General features: G+C 34.4%; 24 protein-coding genes. 22 read left to right on the top strand and 2 right to left on the bottom strand.

Annotation, left to right across the window (positions count from 1 at the left end; translation table 11 throughout):
• Window positions 1-5: 5 nt before the first annotated feature.
• The 16 genes from AC1RPY_RS00485 to AC1RPY_RS00560 all read left to right on the top strand — a co-directional run bounded on the left by AC1RPY_RS00485 (window position 6) and on the right by AC1RPY_RS00560 (window position 16,669).
• Window positions 6-206, top strand: a complete 201-nt coding sequence (locus AC1RPY_RS00485; RefSeq protein ID WP_409021822.1) for a DUF951 domain-containing protein — start codon at window positions 6-8, stop codon at window positions 204-206.
• Between the two features lie 22 nt (window positions 207-228).
• On the top strand, window positions 229-1,329 hold the full coding sequence (gene ychF / locus AC1RPY_RS00490; RefSeq protein WP_481761066.1) for a redox-regulated ATPase YchF: 1,101 nt from the start codon (window positions 229-231) through the stop codon (window positions 1,327-1,329).
• Between the two features lie 29 nt (window positions 1,330-1,358).
• Window positions 1,359-2,117 carry a DUF1129 family protein gene (locus AC1RPY_RS00495; RefSeq protein WP_481761065.1) on the top strand — a complete coding sequence of 253 codons (759 nt, stop codon included), beginning with the start codon at window positions 1,359-1,361 and terminating at the stop codon, window positions 2,115-2,117.
• A 163-nt stretch (window positions 2,118-2,280) separates the two neighbouring features.
• Complete coding sequence (gene guaB / locus AC1RPY_RS00500) at window positions 2,281-3,768, top strand: IMP dehydrogenase (protein ID WP_481761064.1); 1,488 nt, start codon at window positions 2,281-2,283, stop codon at window positions 3,766-3,768.
• A 240-nt stretch (window positions 3,769-4,008) separates the two neighbouring features.
• Window positions 4,009-4,212 carry a hypothetical protein gene (locus tag AC1RPY_RS00505; protein WP_481761063.1) on the top strand — a complete coding sequence of 68 codons (204 nt, stop codon included), beginning with the start codon at window positions 4,009-4,011 and terminating at the stop codon, window positions 4,210-4,212.
• 141 nt (window positions 4,213-4,353) lie between these two features.
• Complete coding sequence (locus tag AC1RPY_RS00510) at window positions 4,354-5,040, top strand: response regulator transcription factor (protein ID WP_409021818.1); 687 nt, start codon at window positions 4,354-4,356, stop codon at window positions 5,038-5,040.
• A 13-nt stretch (window positions 5,041-5,053) separates the two neighbouring features.
• Window positions 5,054-6,217 (top strand): sensor histidine kinase, encoded by a 1,164-nt coding sequence (locus AC1RPY_RS00515; RefSeq protein ID WP_481761062.1) that lies wholly within the window; start codon window positions 5,054-5,056, stop codon window positions 6,215-6,217.
• A 53-nt stretch (window positions 6,218-6,270) separates the two neighbouring features.
• Window positions 6,271-7,623 (top strand): serine hydrolase, encoded by a 1,353-nt coding sequence (locus AC1RPY_RS00520; protein WP_481761061.1) that lies wholly within the window; start codon window positions 6,271-6,273, stop codon window positions 7,621-7,623.
• Window positions 7,624-7,808: 185 nt separating this feature from the next.
• Window positions 7,809-10,667: a YhgE/Pip family protein gene (locus AC1RPY_RS00525; protein ID WP_481761060.1), complete on the top strand. Its 2,859-nt coding sequence runs from the start codon at window positions 7,809-7,811 to the stop codon at window positions 10,665-10,667.
• A 174-nt stretch (window positions 10,668-10,841) separates the two neighbouring features.
• Entirely contained in the window at window positions 10,842-11,078 is a 237-nt protein-coding gene (locus AC1RPY_RS00530; protein ID WP_409021814.1) for a hypothetical protein, read from the top strand.
• A 74-nt stretch (window positions 11,079-11,152) separates the two neighbouring features.
• Window positions 11,153-12,538 carry a TrkH family potassium uptake protein gene (locus AC1RPY_RS00535; RefSeq protein ID WP_481761059.1) on the top strand — a complete coding sequence of 462 codons (1,386 nt, stop codon included), beginning with the start codon at window positions 11,153-11,155 and terminating at the stop codon, window positions 12,536-12,538.
• Between the two features lie 96 nt (window positions 12,539-12,634).
• The gene (locus AC1RPY_RS00540) at window positions 12,635-13,414 is read left to right on the top strand and encodes an AzlC family ABC transporter permease (protein ID WP_481761058.1); all 780 of its coding nucleotides are present in this window, start codon (window positions 12,635-12,637) and stop codon (window positions 13,412-13,414) included.
• 2 nt (window positions 13,415-13,416) lie between these two features.
• Window positions 13,417-13,749: an AzlD domain-containing protein gene (locus AC1RPY_RS00545; RefSeq protein ID WP_409021810.1), complete on the top strand. Its 333-nt coding sequence runs from the start codon at window positions 13,417-13,419 to the stop codon at window positions 13,747-13,749.
• A 121-nt stretch (window positions 13,750-13,870) separates the two neighbouring features.
• Entirely contained in the window at window positions 13,871-14,818 is a 948-nt protein-coding gene (locus AC1RPY_RS00550) for a hypothetical protein (protein ID WP_481761057.1), read from the top strand.
• Window positions 14,819-15,043: 225 nt separating this feature from the next.
• Window positions 15,044-16,003 (top strand): ABC transporter permease, encoded by a 960-nt coding sequence (locus AC1RPY_RS00555; protein WP_481761056.1) that lies wholly within the window; start codon window positions 15,044-15,046, stop codon window positions 16,001-16,003.
• Window positions 16,004-16,669, top strand: coding sequence for an ABC transporter ATP-binding protein (locus AC1RPY_RS00560; RefSeq protein ID WP_481761055.1), 666 nt, complete (start codon window positions 16,004-16,006; stop codon window positions 16,667-16,669).
• A gap of 59 nt (window positions 16,670-16,728) precedes the next feature.
• Here AC1RPY_RS00560 and AC1RPY_RS00565 read toward each other — a convergent pair whose 3' ends face one another.
• Complete coding sequence (locus AC1RPY_RS00565) at window positions 16,729-19,104, bottom strand: phosphoketolase family protein (protein ID WP_481761054.1); 2,376 nt, start codon at window positions 19,102-19,104, stop codon at window positions 16,729-16,731.
• A 146-nt stretch (window positions 19,105-19,250) separates the two neighbouring features.
• Window positions 19,251-19,973: a GntR family transcriptional regulator gene (locus AC1RPY_RS00570; protein ID WP_481761053.1), complete on the bottom strand. Its 723-nt coding sequence runs from the start codon at window positions 19,971-19,973 to the stop codon at window positions 19,251-19,253.
• Window positions 19,974-20,145: 172 nt separating this feature from the next.
• Between AC1RPY_RS00570 and AC1RPY_RS00575 the strand changes: the two genes are divergently transcribed.
• From AC1RPY_RS00575 to AC1RPY_RS00600, 6 genes are all read left to right on the top strand, one after another.
• Window positions 20,146-21,222, top strand: a complete 1,077-nt coding sequence (locus AC1RPY_RS00575; RefSeq protein WP_481761052.1) for an AI-2E family transporter — start codon at window positions 20,146-20,148, stop codon at window positions 21,220-21,222.
• Window positions 21,206-22,411, top strand: a complete 1,206-nt coding sequence (locus AC1RPY_RS00580; protein ID WP_481761051.1) for a MalY/PatB family protein — start codon at window positions 21,206-21,208, stop codon at window positions 22,409-22,411. Before AC1RPY_RS00575 ends, AC1RPY_RS00580 begins: the two co-directional genes overlap by 17 nt.
• A gap of 71 nt (window positions 22,412-22,482) precedes the next feature.
• Window positions 22,483-23,169, top strand: coding sequence for a 2,3-diphosphoglycerate-dependent phosphoglycerate mutase (locus tag AC1RPY_RS00585; protein WP_409021802.1), 687 nt, complete (start codon window positions 22,483-22,485; stop codon window positions 23,167-23,169).
• Window positions 23,170-23,363: 194 nt separating this feature from the next.
• The gene (gene rbsK / locus AC1RPY_RS00590) at window positions 23,364-24,299 is read left to right on the top strand and encodes a ribokinase (protein WP_481761050.1); all 936 of its coding nucleotides are present in this window, start codon (window positions 23,364-23,366) and stop codon (window positions 24,297-24,299) included.
• Window positions 24,300-24,327: 28 nt separating this feature from the next.
• Window positions 24,328-24,750, top strand: coding sequence for a D-ribose pyranase (gene rbsD, locus AC1RPY_RS00595; protein WP_409021800.1), 423 nt, complete (start codon window positions 24,328-24,330; stop codon window positions 24,748-24,750).
• 30 nt (window positions 24,751-24,780) lie between these two features.
• The gene (locus AC1RPY_RS00600) at window positions 24,781-25,695 is read left to right on the top strand and encodes a GRP family sugar transporter (protein WP_481761049.1); all 915 of its coding nucleotides are present in this window, start codon (window positions 24,781-24,783) and stop codon (window positions 25,693-25,695) included.
• Window positions 25,696-25,812: the final 117 nt, after the last annotated feature.

Raw genomic sequence — 25,812 nt, forward strand, 5'->3', positions numbered from 1 at the left:
TCAGTATGTATGACTTACATGATATTGTTGAAATGAAAAAACCACATCCTTGTGGGACTAACCGCTGGGAAATCGTGCGAATGGGAATGGATATTCGCATTAAGTGTTTAGGATGCGGGCACCTTATTCTATTACCTAGACGAGAATTTGAAAAAAAGATGAAAAAAATGTTAGAAAAAGCAACAACAGAAGATAATACAAAATAAATGAAAAGAGTGACGTCTAATTATGGCATTAACGGCAGGAATCGTAGGATTACCAAACGTAGGTAAATCAACTTTATTTAACGCAATTACAAAAGCAGGCGCGGAAATGGCTAATTACCCATTTGCGACAATCGATCCAAACGTTGGGATGGTTGAAGTTCCAGATAAACGATTAGCACGTATCGATGAAGTAGTCCCTGCTAAAAAAATTATTCATACAACTTTTGAATTTACGGATATTGCCGGTATTGTTAAAGGCGCAAGTAAAGGTGAAGGACTTGGTAATAAATTTTTAGAAAATATTCGTCAAGTTGATGCTATTGTGCACGTTGTTCGTGCATTTGACGATGATAATATCACACATGTTTCTGATAAAGTGGATCCAATGGACGATATTGAAACAATCAACTTAGAACTTGTTTTTGCAGATTTAGATAGTGTGACAAAACGTTATGCTAAAGTTGAAAAAGTGGCTAGAACAAAAGATAAAGATGCGTTGGCTGAATTCAGTATTTTACAAAAAATCAAACCAGTTCTTGAAGCTGGACATGCCGTTCGCTCAATTGAATTTGATGAAGAAGAAGAAAAATATGTTAAAGGTATGTTTTTATTAACGAACAAACCAGTTCTTTATGTCGCTAATATTGCTGAAGATGACATGGCTGACCCAGATGCTAATAAGTATGTAAAATTAATTGAAGCCTTTGCAAAAGAAGAAGGTTCAGAATGTTTAGCCGTTTCTGCTAAAACAGAAGAAGAAATTGCTGAACTAGATGATGAAGATAAACTTGATTTCCTTGAAGCTGCTGGTGTTGAAGAATCAGGACTTGATCGCTTAATCAGGGCATCTTATAAATTACTAGGTTTAGCAACTTTCTTTACTGCTGGTGGTGCCGAAACACGAGCATGGACCTTTAAACAAGGGATGAAAGCACCTCAAGTTGCCGGAATTATCCATTCAGATTTTGAACGTGGATTTATCCGTGCTGAAACAATGTCATTTGCTGATTTAGATAAAAATGGAAGCGTCGCAGCAGTTCGTGAAGCTGGTCGTTTACGTTCCGAAGGTAAAGAATATGTCGTACAAGATGGCGATATTATTGAGTTCAGATTTAACGTCTAAATAAAATAAGTCAGTAGGGGTTGTTAGTCATGTCAGAAGAAAACAAAGTCGAAGAAACATCAGTTGAAGAGAGAAATGCGACAGCTGCAGCAAAACAAAAAGAACATTTAGAAAAAGAAACGAAGTTACAGGATAAAGGACCCTTTGCGGGATTAACGAAGCGTAATGAAGATTATGTTTACCGTTTAAATAGTATTTTGAAAGATTCAAAAATTAATGATGAAAAACGAAATACGGTCATTGGTGAAATTGTTGCAGAACTTCGCACCGAACAGCATAAAGGTGTAACAGCAACTAAACTATATGGTCCTGTTAGTACAAAAGCAACTGATATCATTATGGGCCCACAGAAAAAAGCTGCAGAACCAACAAGTAGTTTTTGGTTAACAGCTTTAGATAATGGGTTGATGATGTTATTAATTTTTGCTGGTATGTACGGTGTTATGGGATTAATGAGTAAAACAAGTACGCAAGCAGAAGCTTCTGGTGCTGGTGGATTATTAACACTACTAATCACATCAATTTTGGGTGGTATTGGAGCAGCGCTCTTCTACAAAAAATATGGCCCAAACGTCAAAAAAGAAGACAAACCAGCTTTCTGGGTTACATTACTAGTATTTGTAGCCTTTCTTGCAGTATGGATTCTTGCCTACATGTTAGTGGCATTGATTCCAGGACCACTTAATGCATTGTTGCCAGCCCCTGTTTATCTTGTAATTGCATTAATCGCATTTGCAGTTAGAATTTACGTTAAACGTCGCTATAATATCAACCGAACAATGTTTTAAATTGATTGATATCTTGAAAAGAGTTCAGGTAAAATTTTTGAACTCTTTTTTGTTACAGTTAAAAACGATTATAGGTTAATAAGAATCGGACGATAACCTTGACCAATGTTGAGTTTATCTGGTATGTTAGTAAACAAAATAAAAGTAGAAAGCTGGTTTTAAAATGTCAAATTGGGAAACGAAGTTCGTTAAAAAAGGATTTACTTTTGATGACGTGTTGTTAATACCTGCAGAAAGTCATGTATTACCGAACGAGGTTGATATCAGTGTACAATTAGCTAAGAATATCAAATTAAATGTCCCAATTTTAAGTGCTAGCATGGATACTGTTACAGATTCTAAAATGGCGATTGCTATGGCTCGCCAAGGTGGCTTAGGTGTTATTCATAAAAATATGAGTATCGAACAACAAGCTGAAGAAGTCAGAAAAGTAAAACGTTCTGAAAGTGGCGTTATTATTGATCCTTTCTATTTAACACCGCAACATTCTGTTGCAGATGCTGAACAATTGATGAAACGTTACCGTATTAGTGGTGTTCCAATCGTTGAAACATTAGAAAATCGCTTATTGATTGGTATCATTACGAATCGTGATCTACGTTTTGTTTCTGATATGTCAGTCCTAATTGATAGTGTTATGACTAAAGAAGGATTAGTAACAGCTGCGGAAGGTACTTCGCTTAAAGAAGCTGAAAAAATACTCCAAAAAAATAAAATTGAAAAATTACCAATCATTGATAAAAATGGTCGTTTAACTGGTTTAATAACAATTAAAGATATCGAAAAAGTTGTTGAATTTCCTAACGCAGCTAAAGATGAACATGGCCGCTTACTTGCTGCTGCCGCTGTTGGTGTTACAAGTGATACATTTGAACGTGCTACAGCTTTACTAGATGCTGGTGTTGATGCTTTAGTTATCGATACTGCTCATGGTCATTCAGCCGGTGTTATCCGTAAAATTACTGAAATCAGAGCACAATTCCCAGAAGCAACTTTAATCGCAGGTAATGTCGCAACTGGCGAAGCAACTCGTGCCCTTTATGATGCTGGCGTTGATGTTGTTAAAGTTGGAATAGGACCTGGATCAATCTGTACAACACGGATTGTTGCTGGTGTTGGTGTTCCGCAATTAACAGCTATTTATGACGCTGCTGAAGTAGCTCGTGAATATGGTAAAACAATCATCGCTGATGGGGGTATTAAATACTCTGGTGATATCGTTAAAGCCCTTGCTGCCGGTGGTAACGCTGTGATGTTAGGTAGTATGTTAGCTGGAACTGATGAAGCTCCTGGTGAATTTGAAATTTATGAAGGTCGTCGTTTCAAAGTTTACCGAGGTATGGGAAGTTTAGCAGCTATGGAACAATCAAATGGTTCTTCTGATCGTTACTTCCAAAGTGGCGTAAATGAAGCTAATAAGTTAGTGCCAGAAGGTATTGAAGGTCGTGTATCATACAAGGGTAGTTTAGCTGATATTGTTTTCCAAATGGTTGGAGGCTTACATTCAGGTATGGGTTACGTTGGTGCTGGAACATTGAAGGCATTACAAGATGACGCACAATTTGTTCAAATTTCAGGTGCTGGTTTAATTGAATCACATCCACATGATGTTCAAATTACCAAAGAAGCACCTAATTACTCAGTTAAATAATAATTAAAAAGGCGTGATTTCTTTCAGATGAAAGAAGTTACGTCTTTTTTAATGGAGAGTTTTAAATTATAAATAAGACTCTAATGATTAATCATGATTTGATGCAAAATCATTGTATACAGTAAAAGGAATACGACATTAGTTAGAAATATTAATTTACTTAAAAATAAGTATCAATTGTGGAAGTATTTAAATTTATAGACTACACTACGAGTATAAATATTATAGGGGGTTACGAATATGTTAATTATTGATTACGTTCATGGGGAACAGCTACAAGCAACTTATAAAACGGCAGCAGCTTTTGTTGCGATGATGCAATTGGAAGTACCTGAGTTTGAAGATTATTATAAAATTACTAAAGTAACGGAATCTGGTAAAGAGATTGAGTTATCAGATAAAACAATGGGCGGTTTATTTAACTACTTATTAGAACGTGGATAATAAAAAATGGAAAGCTTTCGTTTTTTACGAAAGCTTTTTTTGTACTACTTAGATTAAGTAGATTTAACCAATTCTTTAAAGTTATCGTGTGTGATATTTGATACAATATACTATAAGTAAAGAAAAGTCAGGAGATATCCAATGAAAATTTTAGTTGTAGATGATGAAAAAGAAATCGTTGATTTAATCTCTATTTATTTAAAAAATGAAGGTTACGAAGCAATTACTGCTCAAAATGGACTTGAAGCGATTGAAAAATTAGAAGAAATGCCAGAAATCGGTGTAATGATTCTCGACGTTATGATGCCTAAAATGAACGGAATGGATGTCATTAAAGAGGTTCGTAAAACTTCAGAAATTCCAATATTAATGGTTTCTGCTAAAACAGAAGATATGGACAAAATTCGTGGACTGATTACAGGTGCTGATGATTATGTTGTTAAGCCATTTAACCCATTAGAAATTATGGCACGTGTTAAATCATTACTCCGTCGTAGCCAAAACTCGAATCCGGCACCTGATGTTGCACTTGAAATAGGACCGCTAATTATTAAAAAAGATTCTCATGAAGTTCAAACAGTTGAAGGTAGTGATATTCAATTAACTGCTTTAGAATTCGGTATTTTATATTTATTAGCCTCACATCCAAATCATGTGTACTCTGCGGATGATATTTTTGAACAAGTTTGGCAACAAGAATCAATTATTTCTGCCAAAACAGTAATGGTCCATGTGAGCCATTTACGTGATAAAATTGAAGCAGCAACAAACGGTGATGATATTATCAAAACCGTCTGGGGCGTTGGATACAAGATAGAAATGCATTAGTGAGGGGTTATTTTTGAAATTAACTGGTAGAGAAAAAAGTGAATTAATCGCGGAAGGATTCATCACGATTATTCTATTAATTTTACTGAATTTATCAATTTTTATTCTATTAAATCAGACGATTGCTTCAAACCCAGGACTTGAGAATGGTATTTTTCAAATTAAGACGGCATTAACTTTTGGGCCGAATGATTTCAATGTCTGGAGTTGGGGGAATGTTTTTGTTGCGTTCATGCTTATTGTGGACGTTGTCGTGCTCTATTGGCGACTAATTCGACGTTATCATCAAATGCAGTTACGTCATGTTATTTCAGAATTGCATTATATTGCGGACGGTCATTACGATCATCAAATTCCTTTTAAACTACAAGGTGATATGGCGCGGGTCGTTTCAAGTATTAATGCTTTGGTTCAAAGTACGATTGAATCAATGGAAGAAGAACGTCGAATTGAGAATTCAAAGGATGAGCTGATTACCAATGTTAGTCACGATATTCGAACACCATTGACATCAATTATCGGTTACTTAGGTTTAATAGAAGATAATCAATATAATTCGCAAGAAGATTTACTATCTTACACACATACAGCATTTGTGAAATCAAAGCAGATGAAGGTTTTAGTAGAAGATTTATTTGAATACACAAAAGTGCGACAGACGTCGACGCCAATTAATGCGATTAATTTTGATATGAATCAAATGTTAGAACAATTGGCAGCTAGTTTTGAACTTGAAGCTAAAAATAAAGAAATGACAATTAGTAGCAATACGAACCCTAACCCGTTAATGATGGAAGCTGATACTGAAAAATTAGGCCGTGTTTTTAATAATTTAATATCAAATGCCTTAAAATATGGGGCAGGCGGTAAACATATTTATTTAGAAGCAGAAAAAATTGGTCAGGAAGTTATCGTAAAAGTAACTAATGATGGCCCTAAAATACCTGAACAATCACTTAATCAATTATTTGATCGGTTTTACCGAGTGGAAGAATCTCGTTCACAAAAAACGGGCGGAACTGGATTAGGGCTTGCCATTGCTCAAAGTATTGTCACGCTCCACGGTGGGTACATATATGTTGTCTCAAATGAAGAGCTAACTAGTTTTGTTATTCATTTACCATTGGGTAAGAATATAAAATTAACTAGAAAGCAAGAAGAACAGTTGCAAGAATAGCTATTATTGGGTATTCTTAAATGAATAAGAGAAGTTAAGAGGGTAAAGAGAAAATGATATTTTTAAAACGTACAAAGAAATTCGTAATTGGGCTTATTTCAGGGGCAGCACTATTTACTGGGGTTTCAGCAATGGGACTTCAAGATGAGGTTAAATCTGTATCAGCTGCAACAACCAGTTCAAGCGCTATTAATTTAACAGCTAAAGCTGCTTTAGCAATTGATGCAGATACTGGACAAGTAATCTATGAAAAAAATGCTGATGCTGTTTTACCAATTGCATCAATGACAAAATTAATTTCGATTGATGTTATTTTAGATCAAATTAAAAGTGGTAAATTAACTTGGGATCAAAAAGTTAAGATTGATAACGATTCTTATAAAATTAGCCAGGATACATCATTATCAAACGTTCCGTTGAGTAAAACGAAATCATACACAGTTAAACAACTGTATGATGCTAGTTTAATTTACTCAGCAAATGGGGCTATTATGGCACTTGCTCATGAAGTATCGGGATCGCAAAAAGATTTCGTAACATTAATGCGTGCAAAGGTTAAGTCATGGGGAATTACAGATGCTAAGATTGATAACGTTTCTGGTTTAACTAATAGCGATATCAGTAAAGCTGATCGATACCCCGGTTCAGCCGCATCAGATGAAAATGAATTAACTGCCAAAGATATGGGAATTGTTGCTAAAAACTTACTTAAAAAGTACCCAGAAGTATTAAAAACAACAAGTATCAAACGTAAATATTTCGATAAAGGAACATCTGACCAAACACTAATGGAAAACTGGAACTGGATGTTACCTGGTTTAGCTAAGGCATATACAGAATTACCTGTTGATGGATTGAAGACAGGTACTTCTGACAAAGCTGGTGAATGTTTTACAGGAACTGTAAAAAAAGATGGTCATCGAATTATTACGGTCGTTTTAGGATCATCACACAAGAGTGAAACGGATGTAAGTCGTTTTACAGATACACAAAAAATAATGTCATATGTATTTGACATGTTCAACGTGGAAACAATCAAGGCTGGTACAATATTTAAAAACGCCGATAGTTTACCTGTATTTCATGGTAAAGAATTAACAACTAAAGTTATGCTTAAATCTAATCAAAAAGTTTGGTTGAAAAAAGGCGAAACAGTTAAGTCGATTATTTCAGCTAAAGTATCAGAAAATACTGATTTAGTTAAGAAAACAGGATTAGAAGCCCCAATTAAGGCTAATAGTGATATTGGAACGCTTAAATTAACTGGTAAAGATAATGCGTTATCTTATGTTGATGGCAAAAAATCACTTTCTGTTACAGGAACGAATAAAGATGCCATTGAAAAAGCTAACATTTTTGTTATTATGTGGCGTGCAATTACTAACTTCTTTGGAAATTTATTTTAAATCAATAAAATCATCTCTGATTTCTAGGGTGATTTTTTTGTCTATATGGGCAATTTAGTCGTGTAAGATTAAAAAAACATTAAAAAGAAAATAAAAATTTGTTGTTCGTGGACATTTGATGTATATTATAACGTATCGATAAAATTTTATAGTAGAAATAATTAATTTAGGGGGCACCAATTTTAATGAAAATGATTAAGAATGAATTTAAATTTGTTGGAAAGAATAGAATACTTCTAGTTTCAACAATTGTTATGATGCTTATTCCGATTCTGTATGCTGCTTTCTTCTTGAAATCAGTTTGGGATCCATATGGCAAAACAAGTGATTTACCAGTAGCAGTCGTTAATAACGATGAATCTGTTAAATATAATGGAACGACATTGGATGTTGGTGATCAACTTGTAAAAGAGTTGAAGAATAATGACCAATTGAAGTGGACATTCGTTTCTGCAAAACAAGCAAAACAAGGAATGAAAGACAACAAGTACTATACAACAATTACGTTGCCTAAAAACTTCTCTTCAAATGCTGCAACTTTAATGGATACAAATCCTAAAAAGATGAAAATCACGTACGATACTAATGCATCTCGTAACTACATTGGTGAAGTTATCAGTGAAACAGCAGCAAAACAATTAAATAGCCAAATTCGTGAATCAGTCACGAAAGCATATGCAACAGCTATTTTCGGCCAAGTTAAAACAATCGGTAAAGGCTTTAAGACAGCTGCAAGTGGTTCTAAAACATTGTCTGATGGTACAGTAACATTGAATGATGGCTTAAATAGCTACATTACTGGTGTAGGAACTGTTAATAATGGTGTTCAAACACTTTCAACTAGTGTTGTTCCATTAAAAAATGGTGTTCAAAAATTAGCAACAGGCGCTGGTTCTTTAAGTGCTGGATTATCAAAACTTAATAATAGTACAGGTACATTAGCTTCAGGTGTATCGAAACTAGATACTGGCTCAACAACATTAGCAAGTGGTGTAAAAGGTTATACTAATGGAGTTACTGAATTAAATAGTGGTTTGAGTCAATTAAGTTCAAATTCTCAAGCATTAAATGATGGAATAATTACCTTAAGAGGTGGTATTACAACAGTTCAAGCGGGTAACCAATCGTTAACTAAAAGCTTGAAGGAGTCTGCTGCAACTTTAGATACACAATTAAATAGTCCAGATTCACAAGCTGAAATGGCAAAATTAATGGCTGGATTTACAGCATTAGATTCAGGAATTTCTAAGTTGAATTCTGAATTAAATGGCACAAATGCGCCTAATATTGATGCTAAAAAATTAACAGCCGATTTAACTCAAATTGGAGCTAATACTAAACTTGTTGCCGCTAAAGCAACAGATGCTGGTTCACAATTGAGTGAATTAAATAATAGTCTTTATAGTACAACTAACGCATCCAGTGTTGCTGCACAACTTAAGGATGCGCAAAGTAATATGGGTGCTTTAGTTACCTTTGTAAAATCACCTGATTTTGCAGCTTTAGAGAAATCTAATCCAACGTTAGCAAAAAGTATTGCTGCTTCTGTTAATGGATTAGGAAGTAATCTTCAAACTGCTGGCACAAGTTTAGCAGCATCAGGTAATAATACAACAAAAATTAAAACAGATTTATCTGATATGACAACACCGTTGACTGATAACGGTGACAAATTAAAATCGATTCAAAAAGAATTAGCAGCTATTCAAGAATTACTACCTAAATTACAAGCATTAAAGGCGGGTGTTGCCGAGTTATCTGCTCAAGAACCACAAGTAACAGCAGGTGCTAAGAAAGCCATTGATAAACTAATGGCTGGATTAAATACTGTTAAAACTGGTTTAACGCAGACAGGTTCTGGCACAAAGGAAAGTCCTTATGGTGCTATCCAAGCAACAGACTTACTAAATGCTGGATTAGGTCAAATTATGGCTGGGTTAAATGGTACAGATAAAACTCCTGGCTTAATTCCAAGTGTACAAAAATACACTGCAGGTGTATTAAGTGCTAATAATGGTTCTAAAACATTAATTGGAAACAACAGTGCCTTAGTATCAGGCTCGAGTCAATTAAGTACTGGATTATCAACATTGAATGGATCAGTACCAACATTGACATCAGGAGTTAGTCAATTAGCTACTGGCTCAGGTACATTATCAAATGGTTTAGTAAGCTTGAATGAACAAGTACCAACACTTGTTGCTGGAGTTGATAAATTAGCTGCAGGGACTCAAAAATTAGATGATAACTCAGCTAAATTAGGTGATGGTTCTAAATCACTTAAAAAAGGGTCAAAAACATTAGCTACTGCTCTTAAAACAGGATCAGATACAGTTAATGGAATTAAAGCAACTAACAAGACAGCTAATATGTTTGCAGCACCTTCAGAATTGGAACATAAGAATTACAGTTATGTTCCTAACTATGGACATGCTTTAGCACCATATGTTCTTTCACTTGCATTATACGTTGGGGCAATCGTCTTTAACTTTGCATTCCCAATCCGTAAAATTTCAACTGAAGGTCAATCAGCAACAGCTTGGTTCTGGAGTAAAGTTGCTATTGGAACTGTCGTTGCCCTTGGTATGGCACTTGTTGAAGTTACAGGGATGCTTATGTTTGGATTACAAGCAGACCATATTGCTGAAACTTACTTAATTGCAACAGTATTCTCGTTAACATCGATGTATCTTGTTATGGCACTTGCTATGGCATTTGATAATCCTGGTCGATTCGTGGCCATGGTTCTCTTGATGTTACAATTAGGTGGCGCTGGTGGTACGTTCCCAATGGAAGTTACGAATAGCTTTTTTAATGCCATCCATCCATTCTTACCAATGACATACTCAACCTTAGGGTTCCGTGAGTCATTAACTTCTGGAATGGTTAGTGGACAAATTGGCATGAGCGTATTTGTTCTTGCAATCTTCGCTATCGTTTCATTAGTTCTATTATGGGTTGCTATGCAAATTCTTCAAAGAGTTGGACTTGCTGGTAAATCACAATTAGATGATAATCAAAAATTACAAGATTTAGAAAAATAGATTATTAAATAGAGTTACGCAAAATTAATTTTGCGGGCTCTATTTTTTTGATTGAATATATTTAGAATGGGTTAATTAAATTGAGGTTCTTAATCTTAGTCCTAATGGTCGTAATAATAACTAAAAAGCGGTATACTGTTACTATTAATATTTAAAACAATAGGAGGCCAAATTATGTTAAGTCATTTTGATGAAAAAAATGTTGAAGTTAACGAAAAAGGAATTCCATTTCCAGCTGATACACGTGTTAGTTTTGAAACAAATAACGAGTTCTTTACTGGTGTCGTTGAAAAACAACTAAAAAATTCGGCTATTATTAAATTCGATAAGGAATTTATTAAGAATGAAACAGCTGAAGAATTAAAACATAAAATTGTTGTTAGTTATGCAGGATTAGAATTAATTAAATAATCAGGATTAGAGATTAGCGTGCGTACTTAGCGCTAATCTCTTTTTTTAAATTAAACTAAAAGGGGGAAGTCAGAATGAATAGGTGGATCCAGAAATATCTAGATAAAGCTAGTTTGTTGGCCTCTCCCGTACAAATTGTTGTCTTTTACTATTTAGCATTGATTGTAGTAACAAGTATTTTATTATGCCTTCCGTTCTTCAAACAACCTGGTGCTAGTGTGCCATTTATTGATACAATATTCATGGCAGTCTCAACGGTTAGTGTTACAGGATTAACCACATTTCCGTTAGAGCAAGTCTATAACAATAACGGTATCATCTTACTAGAAATGCTTTTTCAAATAGGTGGTTTTGGTATAACAATGCTCTCAACGTTTATTATGGTAATTGCTGGTCGACGCATTGGGTTGCAACAACGCAGGCTAATTCAAACTGATATGAATCAACCGCATTTAAGTGGAAATGTTCGTTTAGTTTATTCAATTTTCGGCATTATGCTAGGGATTCAAGCTTTTTTTGGTGTGATATTTTCAATTTATTTATATGTACGTGATGGCTTTGAACATCTAGCTGCGTCAATTTTTGATGGCTTTTATATTGCAATATCTGCGTTAACAAATGCGGGATTTGACGTTACTGGGAAATCTATTATCCCTTATTCGAAAGATTACGTCTTTTTATTTTTAATTATGATTTTAATTTTTATAGGTGGTTTAGGATTTCCCGTTATTATTGAAATTTTAGCGTGGATCAAGGTTACGTGGTTCAAACCAGGACATAAAAAATTTAGATTTTCATTATTTACAAAATTAGCAGGTAGTTTTGCGATTGGATTTTTCTTTATTGGAACAATATTAATTTTCTTATCTGAACATAATGGTTATTTTGCACATAAGGATTTCGTTGAGAGAGTTATGACAGCTATGTTTTATAGTATTACAACGCGTAATGCCGGACTACAAATTAATCAAATTAGTGATTTTAATACGACAACCTTATTGATTTTTTCTATGTTAATGTTTATTGGTGCTAGTCCAAGTTCAGTTGGTGGTGGTGTTCGAACAACAACAATTGGGATTTTAGGATTATATTTGTTATCGTTTATTCGTGGACATAAGAATGTGAATATTTTTAATAGAAGGATTCATGAAAATGATATTCAAAAATCAGTAGTAGTTGTTAACCTATCGATATTTATGTGTTTAATCGCGGTCTTTATTTTAAGTATTACGGAGAATCATTCGTTGATTTCGCTGATTGTAGAAGTAACTTCTGCTTTTGGAACGACGGGATTATCAACGGGAATTACCAGTTCATTAAGCATTATCGGTAAAATGGTCATTATTATTTTGATGTTTGTTGGACGCGTAGGGATGTTATACATGTTAATATTCTTTGTTTCGAAAAAAGAACGGGATGAAAAGTATCGTTTTCCATCAGAACAGATCATTATTGGATAACTTTTTGATTAGAGTTACTAAATAATGAGTATTAAGAAACAGATGTATGCTATAATTTATATCGTTAAACCAACTTTATATTATTGGAGGACTATCGTGAAAGAAACAGAGAAACGCTGGCTCACAGTTCTTAAAATTGCGATGCCGCTTTGCCTGAGTTACGTCCCAATTGGACTCGCATGTGGTATTTTGTTGCATGCAGCAGGCTTCAATACGATATTAGCAGGATTAGTTTCCATACTTGTCTTTTCAGGTGGTGCACAGTTTTTAATTGCATCAATGTTGACGATTCAGTCGCCAATTCTTTCAATTGTTACTATGCTATTTTTCTTAGAATTACGGTATGCGTTATTAGGTGCTAGTTTGTCACAGTACATTCGAGGAACTAGTCGTAAGTTTTTATACATATTTGCGGCATCACTAAACGATGAAAATTACGCAGTAAACTATTTAAAATTTGCAACAGATAAAGAATGGAAACCAAAAGATGCCTTGATGGTTGAACATTATTCATTATTATTTTGGACGATGAGTAATATTGCAGGTAGTTTAATTGGTGCTGGGTTAAAAATTAATTTAAGCATTGTTGAATTTGCATTAACTTCATTATTTATTTACATGATAGTCATGCAACTTAAAAATTATCTCACAATTATTATTAGTATTCTTTCAGGTATTTTAGCAATTATTTTCATGTCATTGTTCCAAAGTACGATGGGATTAGTTGTAGCAACTTTACTAGCTTCCTTTGTTGGATTTATTATTGAACATGAAATTGTTAGAAAAGGTAAACGAAATAAATTATTAAATACGATTAAACCAAAAGCAAGTCGACATACAATAAGTAGAAAGTCTAAAGTTTCTGAGGAAAGTTAACTATGGAAATGACAACAATGGATCATTTTTTATTAATTATTTTATCTGCAATTGTTGCATATTTACCGCGATTTATTCCATTACGAATTTTTTCATCTCGAGAAATCCCAGAATGGTTTAATGAATGGATGAAGTATGTACCCGTTGCGTTATTTTCAGCATTAGTTTTTAAAGACCTTTTTATTGATTCAAGTTTTCAATTTGTGGGCGTAGATAACGTCACAAAATTAATAGCGGCTGTGGTTGTATTCGCAATCGCATATCGTACGAGATCAATGGGATTATCTGTTGTACTTGGACTTTGCGCTATTATGCTGTTGTCACTTATATTATAAATTAAGTAAATAAGAATTTAGTTTCTCTCAGGGACTAAATTCTTATTTTGAATAACGGTTGAAGGATGTTCCATGATATAATAACAGCGATATAAATATAGGGATAAGAGGTGTGGTTAAAATGAAAAAATGGGTATGGGGATTAGTTGCAGTTGTTATAGTAGGTATGTTTGGTGGCTACGGTTTAACGAAACATGCAGAAGCAAATAAAAATTATAATACAGCCATGAAGAACGGTAAAACTGCGATTCAAGATGCAGAATATACTGAGGCAGAAAATTATTTTGATGTCGCTTTAAAAAAGAAATCAAATGATGCGACTGCACAAGCTTACAAGACACAGGTGACACATTACAAGGCAGTAATTAACAAAACTGAAGATCGTCAGTATAGTAAAGCAAAGGATGCAATTAGCATCGTGCTAGCGGATCATGATGGATCAGCAGTCATTAAAAAACGAGCAACAAATTTGAAAAAAGAATTAACAACGGTTCTTGAAAAACGTGCGCTATTCATAAAAACATATAATGAAGCAATGAATTTAAATACAGAATATAGCTACACAGCATCAAACGATAAATTAACTGAAATCTTAAAAGATAGTAGTATTGATAAAAATTATTACTCAGATTTAAAGAAAAAAGCAACAGACTTACAACAAAAAAATGATAAGAATTTGGCAACGATTGGCTACCCAACAAGTAGTTCTTCAAGCAGTTCTTCAAGTAGTTCGAAAAGTTCAACACCATCATCTAAAAGTAGTGGTTATGGGTCGGAGTATAGTATACCAGAAATAAAAAACAATTCGTCAGCTACGTTGACGTCAGAAGAACAAGCCGCTGCATCATCGTATTCAGGTTCGAATGAATATACAACAAGTTCATCTAACATAGTAGATGGTAACGGTAAAGCAATTACAGCATCACGTATTAAGGCAGCACGAGACTCAATTAAATTTGCTGGTGTTAACCCTAACTCATTTAGTGATTCAGATGTTGTAAAAATTATTAAACAGGCTGTTAAAGAAACAACAAGTGTTAAAGCTATTGCAGCGCGAGATTACAAATAAATTAGTATTTTAAGAGTGTGATTCTAAATTTTAGGATTATGCTTTTTTCTTAACCTCCACTGAAAACGTTTACTTTTAATTTGGTGCAAAGTTATTATATAGTAGAAATAAGGGGGAATATGACATGTACTTAGCTGTTAAAGAGATTAAATATAATAAACTTCGGTATGGTCTGATTATTTTCACCATCTTTTTAGTTTCATATCTCATTTTTTTTTAACGGGATTGGCTTTTGGGCTTGCGAACAATAATCGGTCTTCAATTGATAATTGGGATGCGGATAACATTGTTATCAGTCAGTATGCGAATAATAATTTGGCATCTTCCGAGATACAAAAAGACTCACTTCCTAAGATTTCAGGGTCAAAATCAGACTACGCTTATTTAGGTCAAATGATGGGCGTTGCTAGTCGGAAAAACGAACCAAAAGCTAATATTAGTGTTTTTGGAGTTCAATTTAATCAATTTTTGAAGCCTAAATTAGTTCAAGGCAGAATGCCGCAGAAAGTTAACGAAGTAGTTGTTGATAATGGATTAGATGCCACTAAATTAGGCCAAAAAATAAAAATTAATAATGCGAAACAAGAATATAAAGTAGTGGGGATAACGACGGGTAATAAATACACAACAGCACCAGTTGTCTATTTACAATTAGCTGACTATCAAACGTTACGTTATGGCCCGGACAATCCGACTGAAAAAATTAATGCAGTTGTTTTAAAAAATTCAGCTAAAATTAAAAAAGATCAACAATTAGCGACATTAACAATGGACAAGGTGATTAACAACATACCGGGATATGGTCCAGAAGTGAAGACCTTTACGTTAATGATTGGCGCCTTATTTGTCATTATTGCGTTTATCGTAGGTATCTTTATGTATATTTTAACCATTGAAAAAACAGCCGTTTATGGCGTGTTACGTGCACAAGGAGTTTCTAGTGGGACTTTGGTTAAAAGCTTAATTTGGGAGTCGTCATTACTAGGTTTACTAGGAATTGGATTGGGTATTATTGCAGATGTGGCAACAGCGCTATCGTTACCAGCTGCCGTCCCATTTTTAAATAATGTCTTCTTAGTCGTAGGATTTTCGGTTATCTTATTATTGATGATCATTCTAGGATCACTATTCTCCATTTTTAAAATATTACGTGTTGATCCACTTGATGCAATTGGAGGTGTCTAAATGAGTTTAATGCAATTATCTGATGTTTCTAAAACATTTGGAAAAGGTGATAATAAAAAGTTGGCTCTTGATAATATTGATTTAGTTGTTGAGAAAGGGACGTTTATTGGCTTGACAGGTCCATCAGGATCTGGAAAAACAACGTTGCTGACCATTATGGGTGGATTACAAGGATTAACCGATGGAACAATTTATTTTAAAGATCAAGAGATCGGACAATTAAGCGAAAAAGAGCGAACTAGGTTACGATTTAATGAATTTGGGTTTATTTTACAAGGGTCTAATTTAGTCCCATTTTTAACCGTTTTAGAACAATTTGAATTAGTCAATAAAATGAAAACTAAAAAAGAAAGTCGTAATCCCGAAATGATGTTACGTGACTTAGGTGTATGGGACCAAAGAAATCAATATCCTGCTAGTCTTTCAGGTGGTCAAAGACAACGCGTTGCAATCGCTAGAGCATTATTTGGGCAACCGGAGCTCATCTTTGCTGATGAGCCAACGGCAAGCTTAGATAGCAAAAGAGCGAAGCAAGTTGCAGCCCAGCTAGCCGATATTACTAAAAAGACGGGACAAACGATTATTATGGTTTCACATGATGAAGATGTCTTGGCATATACAGACCAAACATTTTTTATGCGAGATGGACAGCTCACAAAAGAATGATTTTTAATGATAACGAAAAGAGAACCGCAATTGCGGTTCTCTTTTCGTTTAAAGTTTTACTATTTTAGTGGAGTCCATTTCCAGTTATTAACTTCTGGAAGATCATCACCATTTTCACGGATGTATGATTCATGTTTAGCAACCATAGCTTCCATTTCTTTAACAAATTTATCGCCTGCAGCGCCTAAGTTGCCAGCTTGTAAGACAGCATCTTTAGCAAGGTTGTAACGATCCATTTGGTTCAAGACACGCATATCGAATGGTGTAGTGATATCACCATTTTCACGGTAACCATGGATTGAAACATTGTGGTTATGACGATCATAGAAGATGTCACGAACCATAGCTTCGAAACCATGGAATGCGAATACGACTGGTTTATCAGTTGTAAAGTAACCGTCAAATTCTTCATCAGAGAAACCACGAGGGTCAATCTTAGGATGACGTAATTTTAAGATATCTACAATATTGATGAAACGAATCTTCAATTCTGGGAATGCTGAGTTTAAAAGACTAACAGCAGCTAAAGCTTCTAAGTTAGGTTCTGAACCAGCAGCAGCAATAACAAGATCAGCATCATCGCCCTTAGCAGTACTTGCCCAATCGATAACTTTCAAACCATTGTCAACAAGTTCTTGAGCTTCATCAGCTGAGTAGAATTGAGGACGTGGTTGTTTACTTGAAACGATTAAGTTAATAAGTTCTTCACTTTGAAGAGTCTTATTCATAACAGCTAATAAACTGTTAGAATCAGCAGGTGTATATTCACGGATAAATTCAGGTTTCTTATCAGCTAAATGACCAAGCATACCTGGATCTTGATGAGTATAACCATTGTGATCTTGTTGGAATACAGTTGATGTTGCAATAACATTCAATGATGGGTATTGTTTACGCCATGTTTGTTCTTTGGCTTTACGTAACCACTTGAAATGTTGTGTCAACATTGAATCAACGACACGTAAGAATGATTCATAACTAGCGAAGAAACCATGACGTCCAGTTAAGACATAACCTTCCATCCAACCTTCAGCTTGATGTTCTGATAATTGTGAATCAAGAACACGGCCTACAGGACTTTGCCATTCGTCGTTACCTTCTTTGATTGGTTCTAACCATTGACGGTTAGTAGCTTCAAAGATAGCATTCAAACGGTTTGATTTTGTTTCATCTGGTCCGAAGATACGGAAGTTTTTAGGGTTTTCTTCAATAATATCACGAGCGAAGTCACCGAAAATAATCATATCTTGTGCTGTAACAGCACCTGGAGTTGATGTATCAACAGCATTTTTCTTCCAATCAGGCATAACTAATTTTTGAGGATTAATACCACCGTTAGTAATAGGGTTCATTGCCATACGTTGGTTGCCTTTAGGTGCCATTTCTTTTAGTTCAGGAATTAATTGACCGTCTTTTGTAAATAATTCTTCTGGACGGTATGATTTCATCCATTTAACAAGAGCATCAACATGTTCCATGTGACGTTGGTCTACAGGAATTGGAACTTGATGAGCACGGAATGAGCCTTCGATTGGTTCGTTGTTCCAGACTTCTGGACCAGTCCAGCCTTTTGGTGTACGAACAATCATAACAGGCCATTTAGGCATTGTTGCTTCTTCAGCTGGGTGTTTGCGAGCTTCAGTTTGGATTGCTTTAATTTTTTCGATAGCAAGATCCATTTTTTTAGCCATTTCAGGATGGATGATCTCAGGATCAGTTCCTTCAACGAAAATTGGATCCCAACCCATACCTTCAAAGTATTTTGTTAAATCTGCATCAGATTTACGTGATAAAATTGTAGGATTTGAGATTTTGAAACCATTCATATCAAGGATTGGTAATACAGCACCATCATTAACTGGGTTAATGAAGACATTTGAGAACCAACTTGCTGCTAATGGTCCAGTTTCTGATTCACCATCACCAATTACTGTAGCAGCAATTACGTCAGGGTTATCAAGAATAGCACCAGCGGCATGAGATAATGAATAACCTAATTCGCCACCTTCATGGATTGATCCTGGTGTTTCAGGAGCAGCATGAGAAGCGACACCACCTGGGAATGAAAATTGTTTGAACAATTTTTGCATACCAGTTAAGTCTTCAGTGATTGTTGGGTAGATTTCTGTATAACTACCATCAAGGTAAGCATTAGAAACCATAACTTGGCCACCATGACCAGGTCCTTCAATATAGAACATGTTTAAGTTATATTTATTAATTGCACGGTTTAAATGAGCGTAAATAAAGTTTTGGCCTGAGATTGTTCCCCAATGACCAATAGGGTTAACTTTGATGTCTTCAGGTACGACTTCAGTTTGTAATAATGGATTTTGTTTTAAATAAAGTTGTCCAACTGAAAGGTAGTTTGCTGCACGCCACCAAGCATCAACTTTATCTAAATATGATTTAGATGAAAAATCAGTTTCTGTCATAGTTACACACTCCTATATGTTTTATTTGCTAAAGTTATAGCGCTTTCTATATGTTCATAATAACAAACATTAAATAAAAGTCAATCATTTAATTCATTGGAACGTACCAATTATTTTAAAAAGTAAATAAAAAGCCGTTAAATAGCCTATTTAACGGCCATGAAAGTATTAAATTTAGAAAATTTATAATGAAATCTCATACTTGAATATTCAAATGGGGTACCATTATCTAAGAAGAAAATACCATCCATTATACTAACTGGTTCAGTTGGTTTTAAATTTAAAAGTTTTTGATCATTTTCGTCTGATGGTTCAGCGTAGATTGAAAGCGACGATTTAGTAACTGATTGATTCTGAATATCCTCCAAATAATTAAAAATTGATCCTTTAACAATTGTTTGAGATAAATTAGGAACAATCTTAATTGGAATATAGCCTGTTTCAATCATAAAAGGCGTTTTTTCAAATAAACGTAAGCGAACAATCTTGTAGACAAAATCATCTGTGTCTAAGAAAAGATTGCGTTGTAAATCTTCTGAGGGCGCAATAACTTCAAAACTTAGTACTTTAACTTTAGGGCTTTTACCATTCATTTCAAATCCGTCTGTAACACCTAAGTTAGAGCCTTCATAATTAAAAACGGTTTTATTTTTTAAATATAAGGGATTAATGAAGGTGCCGGAACCGCGTTTTTTAAAAATAATACCGTCGTTAGCCATTTGGCTAAGAGCTCGTTTTACTGAACTACGACTAATTTTATAAGTTTCACTCAAACTACGTTCATCAGGGAGTTTCATGTCGGGAAATTCATCTGCAGCGATTCTTTTTTTAAGTTTACTAATCAGTTGTTTGTAAATTAATTCAGCCATACAAGAGTACTCCTTTCGTAGAGTCAATCTTCATAGTTAACCATAAGTTTTAATAGACGACAAGTCGTCAACTTTCCGGAGAGATAATTATTTTAGAACAAAAAGGTAAGAATTACAGACATTTTAGTAAATATTTTGTACAATGAAGACTATAGTTAAAGGAGTGTGTCTATTGGAAATTTGGCAAAGTTTTATTGAAAATATTAAGTTACGTAGATTTGTTGTACTTTGTGTAATTATGGGTGTTATTTTTCTTGCGAAAGATGTCATTAGCATTGTTCTATTAACTTTTATATTTACATATTTAGTAGTCCGATTGATAAATGTTATTCAAAGACATTCATCAATTAATAGTCGAATAATTGTTATAGGAGTATATCTGGCAATTATCGCGCTGCTTTATTTGGCAGTTACTAAGTATTTTCCTATTTTAGTTTCGCAAACAGTTTCAATGGCACATTATGTGATTAATTTTTATCGTCATCCAGGTAAAGATACAAATCTTGTGATGGAATGGGTACTTAAATCTATTGGTAAATCTCAAATTGTGCCACAATTAAAAAGTAGTTTTACGCTTGTATTTCAATATATAACGAGCATTGGTTTTATGGCAGCAACATTTTTATTATCGCTTATTTTAAGCTTCTTTTATACGATTGAAAAAGATCAGATGACACATTTCTCAAAAAACTTTTTATCAAGTGATTTTGGTTGGTTTTTCCAGGATATTTACTTCTTTGGTGAAAAATTTGTTAAATCATTTGGTGTCGTTATTGAAGCACAATTCTTTATCGCAACTGTTAATACAGTTATTACTGTGATTGGGTTGTACTTCATGCATATGCCACAGCTCTTGCCTTTAGGAATATTAATTTTCTTATTAAGTTTAATTCCAGTCGCAGGGGTATTAATTTCATGTATTCCATTAAGTTTAGTTGGTTATTCGGTTGGTGGCGTACGTGATGTGGTTTACATCTTAATTATGTTAATGGTCGTTCATTTATTAGAATCATATGTATTAAATCCTAAATTTATGTCAAGTCGGACAGAACTACCTATATTCTTTACATTTGTAATCTTGTTAGTCAGTGAAGAATTATTTGGAACGTGGGGCTTGATTGTCGGAATTCCCATTTTCACATTCTTCTTGGATATCTTGGGTGTGAAGTCAATTCCTGGATCTAAAGGACGGATTGGTAAAATTAAAGGAATAAGGAAGGATAGTCAAACTGATGGTAAAGAAAAATAAATTTTTAGCTGATTTTAGAGTGAATAGAAAAAATACAAATTCAGTTAAATGGGATAGTTTAAAAGAGCAATATGGCGATGATAAATTATTGCCACTGTGGGTTGCAGATATGGATTTTAAAGCACCTAAAGCCGTAACTGATGCTTTAATAGCACGGGTACAACATGGTGTTTTTGGTTATTCAACAATTCCTGATTCATATTATGATGCCTTTTTTGATTGGCAACAATCTCGCTATGGGATTGAACTGCATAAGGAATGGATGAGATTTGGAACAGGGGTTGTAAATTCATTATATCAATTAGTCGATTTAATGACGGAACCAGGTGATAGCGTCTTAGTTCAAACACCAGTATATTACCCTTTTTATAGTGCAATTGAAGATAATAACAGACGTATCGTACGAACACCTTTGAAACATGAAAATAATCAATATGAAATGGATTTTGAAGCAATTGAACGAGATATGAAAGCTAATCACGTTAAATTACTTATTCATTGTTCACCGCATAATCCAGTTGGTCGCGTCTGGACTGAAGCTGAACTGACACAACTCTTTGAAATTTGTCGTGAAAATAAAGTGATGGTAATTTCGGATGAAATTCATCAAGATTTAATTGTGGGAAAAAAACCATTTGTATCAGCTTTATCAATAGACGAAGGTCGTTATCGAGATAATATGGTTGTCGTTAATGCTCCCTCAAAAACATTTAATTTAGCTGCTTTACAAAACTCGCATATCATTATTCCAAACGCGCAATTACGAGCTAAGTACGATAAAATGGTACAGCGTTTGAACAAACCTGAGGGTAGTTTAATGGGATGTGTTGCTGGAGAGGCGGCTTATCGTTCAGGAGCAGTTTGGTTAGATGAAATTCTGAGTATCGTAAGGACCAATTATTTAGAAGTCAGCCACCAATTAGTCAATAAATTTCCAGAAATTAAAATTAGTGAACTAGAAGGCACATACTTGATGTGGATTGACCTTTCAGCATATGTAAATCCCAGTCGGATGAAAGAATTTATTCAGAATGAGTGTGGCTTAGCTATTGATTATGGACAATGGTTTAGTGAAGAAACGCCAGGCTTTATTCGAATGAATTTGGCAACTGATTTAGGAACGGTTCAAACAGCTGTTGATCAGTTGTTAAAGGGACTCAAAAGTGCAAAGCTAAATCGCTTAAATTAGACTATTAATTTATTTCATTTCAGTGTAAAATAAACCAGTAAACTAAAAATAGAAAAAGAGGATTTTATCTTATGGCAAAATTAGTATTTATTCGTCACGGACAAAGTGAATGGAACTTATCTAACCTTTTCACAGGTTGGGTAGATGTTAACTTGAGCGAACAAGGCGTTGCTGAAGCACAAGCAGCTGGTAAAAAGATTAAAGAAGCTGGAATCGAATTTGATCAAGCTTATACATCTGTTTTAACACGTGCTATTAAAACATTACATTACGCACTTGAAGGTTCAGACCAATTATGGGTTCCTGAAATCAAATCATGGCGCTTAAATGAACGTCATTATGGTGCATTACAAGGCCAAAACAAAGCCGAAGCAGCAGAACAATTCGGTGAAGATCAAGTTCTTGTATGGCGTCGTTCATACGATACATTACCTCCACTTTTAAGCGCAACTGATGAAGGTTCAGCAGCTAACGATCGTCGTTATGCTGATTTAGATCCTAAAGCTATCCCAGGTGGCGAAAACTTAAAAGTTACTTTGGAACGTGTTATTCCTTTCTGGGAAGACGAAATCGCTCCTAAATTACTTGAAGGCAAAAATGTAATCGTTGCTGCACATGGTAACTCATTACGTGCCCTTACAAAATACATTGAAAACATCTCTGATGCAGACATCATGGGCGTTGAAATGGCAACTGGCGAACCAGTTGTTTACGATCTTGATGACAAATTAAACATCGTAAGCAAAATTAAACTTTAATATTAATAAAAAACCTGATGACAATTTTATGTCATCAGGTTTTTTTGTATTAGTCAATAATTGGCGAAAAAGTCGGTAGTTTTAGCAGTTAAAACCAGAAAGCGCTTGCCAAAGCAAATAATATGTATTATATTGATGTAATCGAATACACATTCTATTTGATAAATATATCAAAGAAATGAAGGAGAAACGTTATGGCAAAAGTTATTACTGTTTTGGGCTCAACTAATATTGATAAGGTTGTTTCTGTACCCCGTTTCGCAACTAGCGGCGAAACTTTACACACACCAAATCATCAAGTTGAAGCAATGGGTGGAAAAGGATTGAACCAAGGTGTTGCCGCTGCACGTTCTGGTGCAAAGACTAACATGATTACAAAAGTTGGTAAAGAATTTGATACCTCAAAGAATATGAATGTTGAAAACTTAAGCACTGAACATGTGATTGTTTCAGATACTGAAGAAACTGGACAAGCTTATATTACTGTTTCAGCCGAAACAGGCGATAATATTATCCATATTTATGGTGGCGCTAATGCTGATATGACACCAGCTGATGTACGCGCACATGAAGCTGCCATTGCTGAATCAGATTTTTTGATTGCGCAATTAGAAATTCCAACAGAATCAGTTATTGAAGGTTTCAAGATTGCACGCGAACATGGTGTTAAAACAATTTTGAACCCAGCTCCAATGCCTGAAAATGGTGGACTACCAGCTGAATTATTAGAATTAACTGATATTATTACACCAAATGAACATGAAACATTCTTATTGACTGGGATAGAAGTGACTGATGAACATTCAATGATACACAATGCTGCGTACTATTTTGAACGTGGAATTAATACCGTAATCATTACAATTGGCTCAGAAGGTTCTTTCTACATGCGTGATAATGGTGAAGAAGGAGTCGTTCCAGCATTTAAGGTTAAGGCTGTTGATACAACTGCTGCCGGCGATACTTTTATTGGTGCTACAGCAACACGTTTACATGCTAATTTAGATAATTTAGCTGAAGCTATGCGTTATGGATCAGCTGCTTCATCTGTAACGGTGTCACATGCTGGTGCACAACCAAGTATTCCAACTGAATCTGCTGTATTAGCTGTTTTGGATGCTAATAAATAAATTTAAATTGTTGAATGGGAGATAAATTATGCGTAAAACTAATCTTTTGAATACAAAATTATCAAATGCTATTTCTGAAATTGGACATACACAATGGTTAACAATTGGTGACTCAGGCCTACCAATTAAGGATGATGGACGTAAAATTGATCTTTCAATCGTACGTGGATTACCATTATTTATTGATGTTTTAGCTGCAACACTTTCTGAAATGAAAATTCAAAAAGCTTTTTTAGCTGAAGAAATTAAAACGGTTAATCCTGAACAATATGCTGCTATCAAGGCTTTATTAGATGATGATGTTGAAGTTGTTTTCATTTCACATGATGAATTGAAATCGATGAGTCGTGATGATAATAATATTGCTACAGTACGAACAGGTGAAATCACACCATTTTCAAATATCGTTTTGGAATCAAATGTTGATTTTGAAGGCGAAGCAATTAAATAGTTATTAATATAAGGATAGGATGATATAAAAATGAATATGTTAGGATTATTTTTCTCACTTTTAGCAATTATTGGTTGGAGTGCATATCCAACTTTAGTATCATATTTTGGCGGTAAACCAGTTCAAGGTATTTTTGGAGCAACATGGGGAACTTTGATTGTTGCAATCGTCCTTTCATTAGTCATGGGAATGCCCATGTTACAAGGTTCTAATTTTTGGTTAGCATTTTTCTCAGGGGCAGCTTGGGCCTTTGGAAATGTTTTAACTATTATGGCTTTTGGGATGAAAGATCAGGATGGAAATGCTTTAGGTTCTGCTAAAGCAATGCCAATCTCAACAGCTTTCCAAATTACAGCAAATGTAGTTTGGGGTGTTGTAATGCTTGGTAACTGGGGTCCAGTTTCATCAAAATTATATGGATTCATCGCTGTATTTGTTATCTTGGTTGGAGCTTATATGACAACTTATCAAGAAAAGAAATCAGCTGGAAATAAAGAACTACTTACAAAGGCAGTTGGTGTCTTATTGATTGCCCAAGTTGGTTATTCATTATATGGTATCCTTCCACAATATACTAAAAATACTGATGGTATGCATATGTTTTTAGCACAAGCTATCGGGATGGCAGCATTTGGATTAATTCTTGGAATTTATGAATTAACGAAAAATAAAAATAACATTTTTACACAAAGTGTTACGTACAAACAAATTTTTTCTGGTTTCTTCTTTGCAATGGCAGCATTGGGTTATTTAGTTTCAGCTCAACCTGCAATGCTTGGATTGGCAACTGGATTCGTCCTTTCACAAGTTTCAATTGTTGGAGCAACGATTTCAGGAATTGTCGTTATGCGCACTAAAAAAACGGGTAAAGAATGGTTAGTTATTATTATTGGTCTTATACTAATTGTAATTGCGGCTTCTGTAACAGTTTTCTTAAAAAACTAGATAAAATTAATTTTAAAACCTTGATAACAATACTATGTTATCAAGGCTTTTTGTTATTATTTGATTTAAAATGTCATAAAATGATAAAAAAATAAACATTAACTAGAACTCACTATG

This window comes from Dellaglioa sp. CoH-56-MRSF-12 (assembly GCF_056782075.1).